Genomic DNA, 9772 nt, shown 5'->3' with positions numbered 1-9772 from the left:
TTCTTTTGCGGCCTACAATTATTTTTTAATGCATTTGACAACTTCCATATGAGAAAGCCAGGCAAAATCAGTGTTTAACATCAAAAAAATTTTATGCTTTACTATGCATTAAAAAAGGAGTACTTTCGTACTCCTTAATATATGTAATCTTATGATTCGAATAATTTACTTATTGGTTCGTCGTCATAAATTCTTTGAATTGCTTCTGCAAAGATTGGTGCAACTGATAATGAAGAAATCTTACTTGTATCAGCATCTTCTGGTAATGTAATTGTGTTTAACATTACTAGTTCTTCTATTGCAGAGCTGTTTAATCTTTCAAAAGCAGGTCCTGAAAGAACTCCATGTGTACAGCATGCATAAACTGCTGTAGCTCCTAAATCTTTTAATGCATTAGCAGCATTAGTTATAGTTCCTGCTGTATCTATCATATCATCTATTAAGATACATCTCTTACCTTCAACGTCTCCAATTATATTCATTATTTCAGATACATTAGCTTTAGGTCTTCTCTTATCGATTATAGCTATTGGTGCATGTAGTCTATCAGCAAACTTTCTAGCTCTTGTAACGCTACCAAGGTCTGGTGATACAACAACTACATCATCTTGATCTGCTAATCCCTTATCAACAAAGTGTTTTGCTAATATTGGTGATCCAAGTAAGTGATCAACTGGAATATTGAAGTATCCTTGAATTTGAGCTGCATGTAAGTCCATAGTTAATACTCTATGAGCACCTGCTGCTGTTAAAAGGTCTGCTACTAATTTTGCAGTAATTGGATCTCTTGACTTAGCTTTTCTGTCTTGTCTTGCATATCCATAGTATGGGATAACTGCTGTGATTCTTCCTGCAGATGCTCTCTTAAATGCATCTATCATGATTAAAAGTTCCATTAGGTTGTTATTAACTGGTGAACAAGTAGATTGTACGATAAATACATCTGCTCCTCTAACTGTTTCATTAATATCAACTGATATTTCTCCATCACTGAAAGTAGATACCTTTGACTTTCCTACTGGAACGCCTAATATCTCTGCTATTTCTCTAGCTAATTCAGGATGTGAATTACCAGTGAATATTTTAATGTTATTTCCATGAGTTAACATATTGGTTAGGACCTCCTTAATTTTAACTATAGGTATTTGGTATAATTTATATTAATTATTTCATTAAACCCTTTTTTTCAACCCAGCCTTTGATATTTCTTTGTTTTGCTCTTGCTATTGCAAGATCGCCTTCTTCAACTTTATTAGTTATTGTTGAACCAGCTGCAATATAAGTATTATCAGCAACTTCGACTGGTGAGACTAAATTTGTATTGCATCCAATAAAACTATGGTTTCCGATTATTGTTTTATTTTTATTTTTTCCATCATAATTAACTACTACTGTTCCGCATCCAAAGTTGCAATCGCCACCTACTTCTGCATCTCCAATGTAAGTTAAATGAGAAACCTTAGTTCCATCTCCAATTGTTGATTTTTTAATTTCAACAAAATCACCTATTCTAACCCCTTTACCTATTGATGATTCTGGTCTTATATAAGCAAATGGGCCAACTGTTGTATTTTCTCCAACTCTACTTTCTAGTATAACTGAAGATTGAACTTCTACTCCAGTTTCTATATAGCTGTCCTTAATTCTATTATTTTGTAACAATGTACATCCTGATTCTATTACTGTATTACCTTCTAGTATGTTGTTAGGATATATTATTGTGTCTTTACCAATTTTAACATCTACTCCAATGTAAGTTGTTCTTGGATCTATCAATGTAACTCCATTATCAAGATGTGTTCTATTAATTCTTTCTCTAAGAATTTCTTCTGCTTCAGCAAGTTGAGCTCTTGAATTTACTCCAATAGTATCTTCATATTCTGTAACTACAGCTCCAACTTTCTTTTTCTTTTCTTTTAGAATACCAATAACATCAGTTAAATAATATTCTCCTTGATTATTGTCATTAGATAATTCATCTAATGAATCTAATAAATCTTTAATATCGAAACAATACATTGCTGCATTCATTTCATTAACTTTTAGTTCTTCTTCAGAACAATCTTTATGTTCTACTATTTTAACTACTTCATCGCCATCTCTAATTATTCTTCCATATCCAGTTGGATCTTCAACAATAGCAGATAGTAATGTAGCGGAATTATTCTTATTTATGTGCTCTTCCATTAATTTATTAATAGTTTCTACCTTTGTTAGCGGTGCATCTCCTGCAAATATTGCTACTACACCATCTTTACCTTGTAGAAAGTCTTTAGCACACTTTACTGCATGCCCTGTTCCTAATTGTTCTTCCTGCAATGAGTAAGATACTTTTCTTGACTCTGTACCAGCTTTAACAAGCTCTGATCCCTTTCCTACGATAACATTAACGTCATTAATTCCTGCTGATCTCATATTATCTATAACATGATTAACCATTTCTTTTCCACAAACTTTGTGTAAAACCTTTGGAAGGTCAGACTTTATTCTTTTCCCTTGTCCTGCTGCTAATATAAGTGCACATTTATACATAATATCACCTCATTATGTCAAACATTAATTTATATACCAATTTAAATAAATTTTATTAATTTAGCATACCCTTACTATTATATTTAAAAGATTTTTTTATTTCAAGTTTTGCAAACCTTTTCCCCAAAAAAATAAAAGGAAGTCCCCCCCCTTTTATTTTTATTAAAGTTACTATTATTCAATAGTTTCCTCAACAGACTCTTCATTTTTAACTTTTTCATAAGTTTCTAAAATTGAAGATTGAATTTTTTCTCTAGTCTCTGTGTTTATAGGATGCGCTATATCCTTAAACTCTCCATCTGGTGTCTTTCTGCTAGGCATTGCAATAAATAATCCATTTTGTCCTTCAATAATTTTAATATCATGTACAACAAATTCATTATCAAAGGTAACAGAAACTATAGCCTTCATCTTTCCATCAGCGGCTATCTTTCTAATTCTAACGTCTGTGATTTGCATTCACTCCACCTCCAGTTGCTTTATATGGTATTAATTCTCCATATATAACCAAAATCCTCTTTTTATTTAGAAAATTTTATTAATTTTGTTTTTTTATGAGATAGAAGTGAATGTTTTCTTATTTAACTAAACATTTTAGATGGTCTTATATCTCTAATAGATGATTCATCAACAGATTTGAACTCTACAATTGATACATACTCATCAACTAATTTCTTTTCAACCTCTTTATTATCTAGAAGTACCCCTATTCCAACTAATTCACTATCAAATTCTTTTAATAGCTCCTTAATTCCCTGAGCAGTTCCTCCACCTTTCATAAAGTCATCTATAAAGATACTCTTACTGTTAGGTTTCATGTTTTTTTTAGATAAAGACATTTGTTGAAGACGCCTAGTTGTTCCTGATACATAATTTATAGAAACAGTTGGCCCTTCTGTAACTTGCATATCTCTTCTTGCAATTACTAATTGAACTCCTAAATTTTTTGCAACTTCATATGCTAAAGGAATTCCTTTTGTTTCCACTGTTATTACATAATCAACATCCAATTTTTCAAAACATGCTGATAAAATTACTGCTGCTTTACCAATAATATTAGGATTGTACATAAGGTCTGTCATATATATAAAATCCCCAGCTATAACTCTGCCATCATCCTTTAATAATTCACAAAGTTCAAGAGCAAATTGTTTTCTTTTGTCTTCTCCAATATCTGGTATGAATTTTATTCCTCCTGCAGCTCCTGATATAGTCTCTACGCGCCCCATTTGAAGTTTTTGTAAGGTTTCTCTTACAATTACAATATCTTCACTTATAGTAGACTTAGCTGCATTAAGCAATTCCGAAAATGTATTTAACCCTATTATCTTATTTGGTTTTTCCATTAATATTTTTGTAATAGCTACAACCCTGCTATTTCTGGTTAATTTCTCCATATTCTCACCTTCACATATTTAAAAAATACGAACTTTCTAGTATAATTTTCCCCCTAATATTCATATTTTATTCTATAACATAAGTATTGGCAATACATTTTATTATATTTATTATTTTGTTTATATTTCTTGAATATGTGTTCAATTTTATTTTTTTGTATATAATTATAACTGTAAATAATTAAAAAGGGGTTGATCTTTTTGTCATTTGATTTTATTAATGATAAACACATGAAAATCCACTTCATTGGAATTGGTGGAGTTAGTATGAGCGGACTTGCTGCTGTTCTACTAAATAACGGATATAGAGTCTCTGGTTCAGACTTTAAAGAATCAAGCGTTCTAGACAAACTTAGAAAAAAAGGTGCTGAAATATACATAGGACATGATAAAAACAATTTAGTTGATGTTGACCTAGTTGTATATACTGCTGCAATACCAGAGTCAAACCCTGAATTGGCAGAAGCAAAGAAGCAAAATATCCCACTTATGAATAGAGCTGAGTTTTTAGGACATATAATGAAAGGTCATAAATACAATGTTGCTGTTTCTGGTACTCATGGAAAGACAACTTGTACTTCTATGATTTCAAGTATCACTATGGAAGGAAACTTAGATCCTACAATACTAGTTGGTGGAGATTTAGATTTAATAGGTGGTAATTATAGAATAGGTGAAAGTGATTACTTTATTACTGAAGCTTGTGAATACAAAGAATCATTCTTAAAATTCTTCCCTTATATAGGAATAATATTAAATATAGATGCAGACCATCTTGACTATTATAGAGATATTGATCATATATACGAAGCATTTAAGAAGTTCTCAACACTTATACCTAAAGATGGTTACTTAATAGGATATGGCGGAGATAAGAGAGTAAAACAAATTCTTTCAGAAGCAGATTGTAATGTTGTATCATATGGTTTTGATGATGAAAACTTAACAGCAAAGGATGTTACTTTTGATAATAGAGGATGCGCTAGTTTCACTGTTTGTGAAAATGGAAAAGAATTATTCAATCTTACATTAAATAATCCTGGAAAGCACAATATATTAAATGCTCTTTCTGCAACTTCTGTAGGACTTATTTTTGGAGTATCACACGAAGATATAATTTCTGGTCTTAAGAAATGCTTAGGAGCTCATAAGAGATTTGAGTTTAAAGGTGAAAAAGATGGGGTTACAGTAATTGATGATTATGCTCATCATCCAACTGAAATAAAAGCAACTTTAAGCACTGCTAAGAAAATACCTCATAATAAAACTTATTGTGTATTCCAACCTCATACTTATACAAGAACAAAAACTTTATTTGATGAATTTACTCACTGCTTTGAAGATGCAGATGAACTTATATTAATGGATATATATGCAGCAAGAGAAAAAGATACAGGTCTTGTTTCTTCTGATGAATTAGGTGATGCTATTAGAAAGACTAATTTAAAATGTATCAATGTTCATTCTCATGATGAAGCAGCTGAATATCTTAAAAATAATGTTAAATCTGGCGATTTAGTTCTTACTGTTGGTGCAGGAGACGTAGTAATCGTAGGTGATAAATTCTTAAAATAATTTAATTTTCTTTGAGGGTAGATAATTTAAAATCTATCCTCTTTTTTTATCTAAATTCCATTTTATAATTGTAAATTAGTATTTTTTAATATAATCTATATTTAATCTGTATTTGTTAAAAGTACCGAGTATATGAAAATCTAATTAAAAATCTATATTAAGGAAGTGTTATTATGAATTTACTAAATAAAATAAAATCATCAGCTGAATATATATTAGAAAAAAGTAACTATAAGCCAAGCATAGGTTTAATACTTGGTTCAGGTCTTGGAGATCTTGCAAATCTTATTGAAAATCCAGAATTTTATCCTTATGAAACTATACCAAACTTCCCAGTATCAACTGTTAAAGGACACGAAGGTAGACTTGTAATTGGAACTCTTAATGGAAAAACTGTTGTTGCAATGCAAGGAAGATTTCACTACTATGAAGGTTACATCATGGAAGAAGTAACTTTTCCTGTAAGAGTAATGAAGCTTCTAGGTATTCAAACTATTGTTGTTACTAATGCTGCTGGCTCAGTTAATGAAAACTTTAAACCTGGAGATCTTATGATTATAAATGATCATATTAATCTTTCTGGAACTAACCCTCTTATAGGAAAAAATCTTGATGAGTTTGGAGTTAGATTCCCTGATATGTCTAATGCATATAATCCTGAATTAATTGATATAGTAAAAAAAGTAGCTAATGAAAATAACATAGATATAAAAGAAGGTGTTTATACATTAATGACTGGTCCTTCTTATGAAACACCAGCTGAAATTAGAATGATAAAAACTTTAGGTGGAGATGCTGTTGGTATGTCTACTGTTCCTGAAGTAATAATTGCAAATCACTCATCTATTAAAGTTGTTGGTATATCCTGTTTAACAAATATGGCTGCTGGAATTCTTAAAAAGCCTTTAAATCACGAAGAAGTAATAGAAGTTTCTAATATGGTAAAAACAAAATTTATGAATCTTATGACTTCACTAATTAAGGCCCTTTAAGGGCTTTTTTTATTTATCATATTCTTCATTTACTATTTGCCCTATAGTTGCTCTGCTCTACTAATTATAAAGTAAATCTTTTTTTGCCCTATCTTCAAACTAACTGTACCATGTTATTGATTCAATGATAAATAAAATAGGGTTAAGAAAAGTAATTTTAAAGATAAGTATAGTAACTATATAATCCAGTTCGAATAATTTATCTTCCAATTTAATGAAAATATTAGTAAAAAATTCACATTAATATAGTCTCTTTTTTTAATTTATTTCTACCGATACAAAAAATATAATATAAGTATAAATTTTATTGAAATTATCCTGTTTTTATTATAAGCTTATATGTGGTTTAATTTAAATAGATTATATTTTTTATCTATTTAGATTATACTATATATTTTTTGCCATTTTTTAGAATATAACTCATTAACTGATTATTTTATTAAGTAGCCGTTATAGAAACTATAAATGTGCAAATAATAATTTTGTAAATCTTATGGTATATAATATATCCATTTAAGATATAACACTAAAGATATTATTCTATACAAAAGAAAAGGAGAAATTACATTGGACAGATTTATTGGAATTCTTGGGATAATTGCGATATTAGGTATTTCATTTTTATTATCTGAAAACAAGAAGAAAATCAACTGGAGATTAGTTGGAATCGGATTAGGATTACAACTTGTCTTTGCTCTATTAGTTTTAAAAGTCCCAGCTGGTAGAGCTTTCTTCGAATTTATCAGTAATGGTATTACTAAATTAATTGACTTTACTAACGAAGGTACTTCATTCTTATTTGGAAGTTTAACTGATACGTTAACTTACGGAAACATATTTGCTATAAATACACTTCCTACAATTATATTTTTCTCTGCATTAATGTCTATTCTTTATTATTTAGGTATTATGCAAGCTGTAGTTAAGGTTATAGCAAAAGGTATATGTAAACTTCTTGGTACTTCTGGTGCTGAAACTTTAAGTGCTGTTGGGAATATATTCTTAGGACAGACTGAATCTCCTTTATTAGTTAAGCCATATATAAAGGATATGACTAGATCAGAATTACTTACTGTTATGGTTGGTGGTATGGCAACAGTATCTGGAGGAGTTTTAGCTGGGTATGTTGCTATGGGAGTTAGTGCAGGACATCTTCTAACTGCAAGTATAATGGCAGCTCCAGCAGGTCTTGTACTTTCAAAAATATTAATACCTGAAGTAGAAGAACCTGAAACAAAAAATACTATCAACATAGAAACTGAAAAAACAGCTTCTAACGTTGTAGAAGCAGCAGCTAACGGAGCAAGTGAAGGTTTAGCTTTAGCTTTAAATGTTGGTGCAATGCTTATTGCCTTTGTTGCATTAATGGCTTTACTAAATTATGTTTTAGGTGCAGTTGGTGGTTTATTTGGATTCCCTGAACTTAGTTTCCAATGGATACTTGGTAAAATATTCTCCCCATTAGTTTTTCTTATGGGTGTACCTGTTTCAGATCTTTCTATAGCAGGAAGTTTAATCGGTGAAAAGATAATATTAAATGAATTTGTTGCGTTCTCTAGTTTATCTAATTATATACAAAGTGGTGTACTAAGCGCAAAATCTATTGTAATTTTAACTTATGCATTATGTGGTTTTGCTAATATTAGTTCAATAGCTATCCAAATCGGTGGTATTGGTGGTATGGCACCTGATAAAAAAGGAACTATTGCTAATTTAGGATTCAAAGCATTATTAGGTGGTACTCTTGCAAGCTGCTTAAGTGCAACAATAACTGGAATACTATTCTAAATAATTTATAAGATATCTACATTTTTTTGCAGATATCTTTTTTTGCCTCTTATTTGTATTTTATTACAAATTATATATAATATTGCATAAGGGTATCAAATAAATAGAGAGGTGAAATCATAATGACAAATGAAACAACAAATGAAACTAAAAGTACTTTAAAAGTAAAAAAAATTTTAACAGACTGGATCCTTCCAATTTTAATAGCAGTTATAGTTGCATATTTAATACGGAAATTCTTAATTTTCCAAATCAATGTTCCTTCTGGCTCAATGCTGCCAACTCTTCAAGAACAAGAAAAATTTATGACAGAAAGAATTTATCATCCTGAAAAATTAAAGCGTGGAGATATAGTTGTTTTTGATTCTAAGGAATTAGATGAAACAATGGTAAAAAGACTTATAGGTCTTCCTAATGACCACATAGAAATAAAAGATGGTGTTGTAAGCGTAAACGGAGAAGTTTTAGTTGAAGATTATGTTAAGTATCCATCGGATTCTAAAACAAATAAAAAAACTGATGGAGTTTATGATGTTCCTGAAGGCAAATACTTTTTCTTAGGAGATAACAGAAACAACTCATTAGACTCAAGATATTGGAAAAATCATTTTATAGATGAATCTGATATTCAAGGTAAAGTACTATTTAGAACTTTTCCTCTTAAAAAATTTGGAAGTGTAAAATAAAAAAACTATAGTTATAATACAAAAATGCATTTATAGATAGTATACTATTTATAAATACATTTTTGTATTAATATCTAAAATGCGGTTATTAAAATTGTATTCAAAAAATATAAAAATTATATATTTTAAAATTTTATTATTATAATAACTAGTTTTTATCCGGTATAAGAATATTAAGAATTTTATGGTATAACGAATGAAATTTATCATCTTCTACGACATTAGAACCAAACTTATTTTTCAAGTTTGATATATCGTCTATCTCTATTGGCAAATCTTCATCAGATAATATTTTTTGAATATAAGAATTAAAATTCAATATATTTATATCTGGTTTTAATATAGAATTCATTTTATATATTATAGTTTTCTCTTGATTAACAACTATACCTAAAATAATAATATCAAAGTTATAAGATCTATGTAATGCTTCGATTTTATCTTTAAACTGATTAATATCCCAACTATTTATAATTGGAATATATTCTAACCCATATAATAGTGCTATAGGTTTATTATAAATTCCAGCTGAATAATATCCATCATTTCTAAACTTAAAACTTAAAAAGTAAAGCAATTTTAATATATAATCTTCTGAATAGCTATATATAATTATTAAAGGGACATCAACCTTCTTTTTTAGAATATGTCCTTTAAAAAAATTATTAAGTGTTTCTGAATTCAAAAATTTAACATGTCTATCTGCAATTTTAACTTCCAAATCTACATCACTGGAGCTAGAATATAAATAGTACAAGTTAAAAGTGGATATTTCTCAAAAAGAGTTATAATAAAGATATGA

The 9772-nt window shown here is 29.3% G+C and carries 9 protein-coding genes; 4 read left to right on the top strand and 5 right to left on the bottom strand.

Going from position 1 to position 9772, the window contains the following annotated elements; all coding sequences use genetic code 11:
• Nucleotides 1-149: 149 nt before the first annotated feature.
• The 4 genes from BM384_RS12390 to purR all read right to left on the bottom strand — a co-directional run bounded on the left by BM384_RS12390 (nucleotide 150) and on the right by purR (nucleotide 3929).
• The gene (locus BM384_RS12390) at nucleotides 150-1109 is read right to left on the bottom strand and encodes a ribose-phosphate diphosphokinase (protein WP_090014036.1); all 960 of its coding nucleotides are present in this window, start codon (nucleotides 1107-1109) and stop codon (nucleotides 150-152) included.
• 55 nt (nucleotides 1110-1164) lie between these two features.
• Complete coding sequence (gene glmU, locus BM384_RS12385; protein ID WP_090014034.1) at nucleotides 1165-2532, bottom strand: bifunctional UDP-N-acetylglucosamine diphosphorylase/glucosamine-1-phosphate N-acetyltransferase GlmU; 1368 nt, start codon at nucleotides 2530-2532, stop codon at nucleotides 1165-1167.
• Between the two features lie 174 nt (nucleotides 2533-2706).
• A complete protein-coding gene (gene spoVG / locus BM384_RS12380; protein ID WP_090014032.1) occupies nucleotides 2707-2991 on the bottom strand; it encodes a septation regulator SpoVG in 285 nt (94 codons plus the stop codon).
• Between the two features lie 122 nt (nucleotides 2992-3113).
• Nucleotides 3114-3929 carry a pur operon repressor gene (gene purR, locus BM384_RS12375; protein WP_090014030.1) on the bottom strand — a complete coding sequence of 272 codons (816 nt, stop codon included), beginning with the start codon at nucleotides 3927-3929 and terminating at the stop codon, nucleotides 3114-3116.
• Between the two features lie 201 nt (nucleotides 3930-4130).
• On the opposite strand from purR, the gene murC reads away from it, so the two are divergent.
• The 4 genes from murC to lepB all read left to right on the top strand — a co-directional run bounded on the left by murC (nucleotide 4131) and on the right by lepB (nucleotide 8970).
• On the top strand, nucleotides 4131-5504 hold the full coding sequence (gene murC, locus BM384_RS12370) for a UDP-N-acetylmuramate--L-alanine ligase (RefSeq protein ID WP_090014028.1): 1374 nt from the start codon (nucleotides 4131-4133) through the stop codon (nucleotides 5502-5504).
• Nucleotides 5505-5677: 173 nt separating this feature from the next.
• Complete coding sequence (locus tag BM384_RS12365) at nucleotides 5678-6496, top strand: purine-nucleoside phosphorylase (RefSeq protein ID WP_090014026.1); 819 nt, start codon at nucleotides 5678-5680, stop codon at nucleotides 6494-6496.
• 567 nt (nucleotides 6497-7063) lie between these two features.
• Complete coding sequence (locus BM384_RS12360; RefSeq protein WP_090014025.1) at nucleotides 7064-8284, top strand: NupC/NupG family nucleoside CNT transporter; 1221 nt, start codon at nucleotides 7064-7066, stop codon at nucleotides 8282-8284.
• 122 nt (nucleotides 8285-8406) lie between these two features.
• Nucleotides 8407-8970 (top strand): signal peptidase I, encoded by a 564-nt coding sequence (lepB, locus tag BM384_RS12355; protein WP_090014023.1) that lies wholly within the window; start codon nucleotides 8407-8409, stop codon nucleotides 8968-8970.
• Nucleotides 8971-9118: 148 nt separating this feature from the next.
• On the opposite strand, the gene BM384_RS12350 is transcribed toward lepB, so the two are convergent.
• On the bottom strand, nucleotides 9119-9691 hold the full coding sequence (locus tag BM384_RS12350; protein ID WP_090014021.1) for a hypothetical protein: 573 nt from the start codon (nucleotides 9689-9691) through the stop codon (nucleotides 9119-9121).
• Nucleotides 9692-9772: the final 81 nt, after the last annotated feature.

Origin of the sequence: Clostridium sp. DSM 8431 (assembly GCF_900116755.1) — a bacterium.
Lineage (GTDB): Bacteria > Bacillota > Clostridia > Clostridiales > Clostridiaceae > Clostridium.
This window is presented reverse-complemented; position numbering and strand designations above follow the sequence as displayed.

What these genes read in the sequence shown, in the direction of transcription:
- purR (WP_090014030.1), bottom strand. Translation starts at nt 3,929, where the DNA reads ATGGAGAAATTAACCAGAAATAGCAGGGTTGTAGCTATTACAAAAATA.
- BM384_RS12390 (WP_090014036.1), bottom strand. Translation starts at nt 1,109, where the DNA reads ATGTTAACTCATGGAAATAACATTAAAATATTCACTGGTAATTCACAT.
- lepB (WP_090014023.1), top strand. Translation starts at nt 8,407, where the DNA reads ATGACAAATGAAACAACAAATGAAACTAAAAGTACTTTAAAAGTAAAA.
- glmU (WP_090014034.1), bottom strand. Translation starts at nt 2,532, where the DNA reads ATGTATAAATGTGCACTTATATTAGCAGCAGGACAAGGGAAAAGAATA.
- BM384_RS12365 (WP_090014026.1), top strand. Translation starts at nt 5,678, where the DNA reads ATGAATTTACTAAATAAAATAAAATCATCAGCTGAATATATATTAGAA.
- spoVG (WP_090014032.1), bottom strand. Translation starts at nt 2,991, where the DNA reads ATGCAAATCACAGACGTTAGAATTAGAAAGATAGCCGCTGATGGAAAG.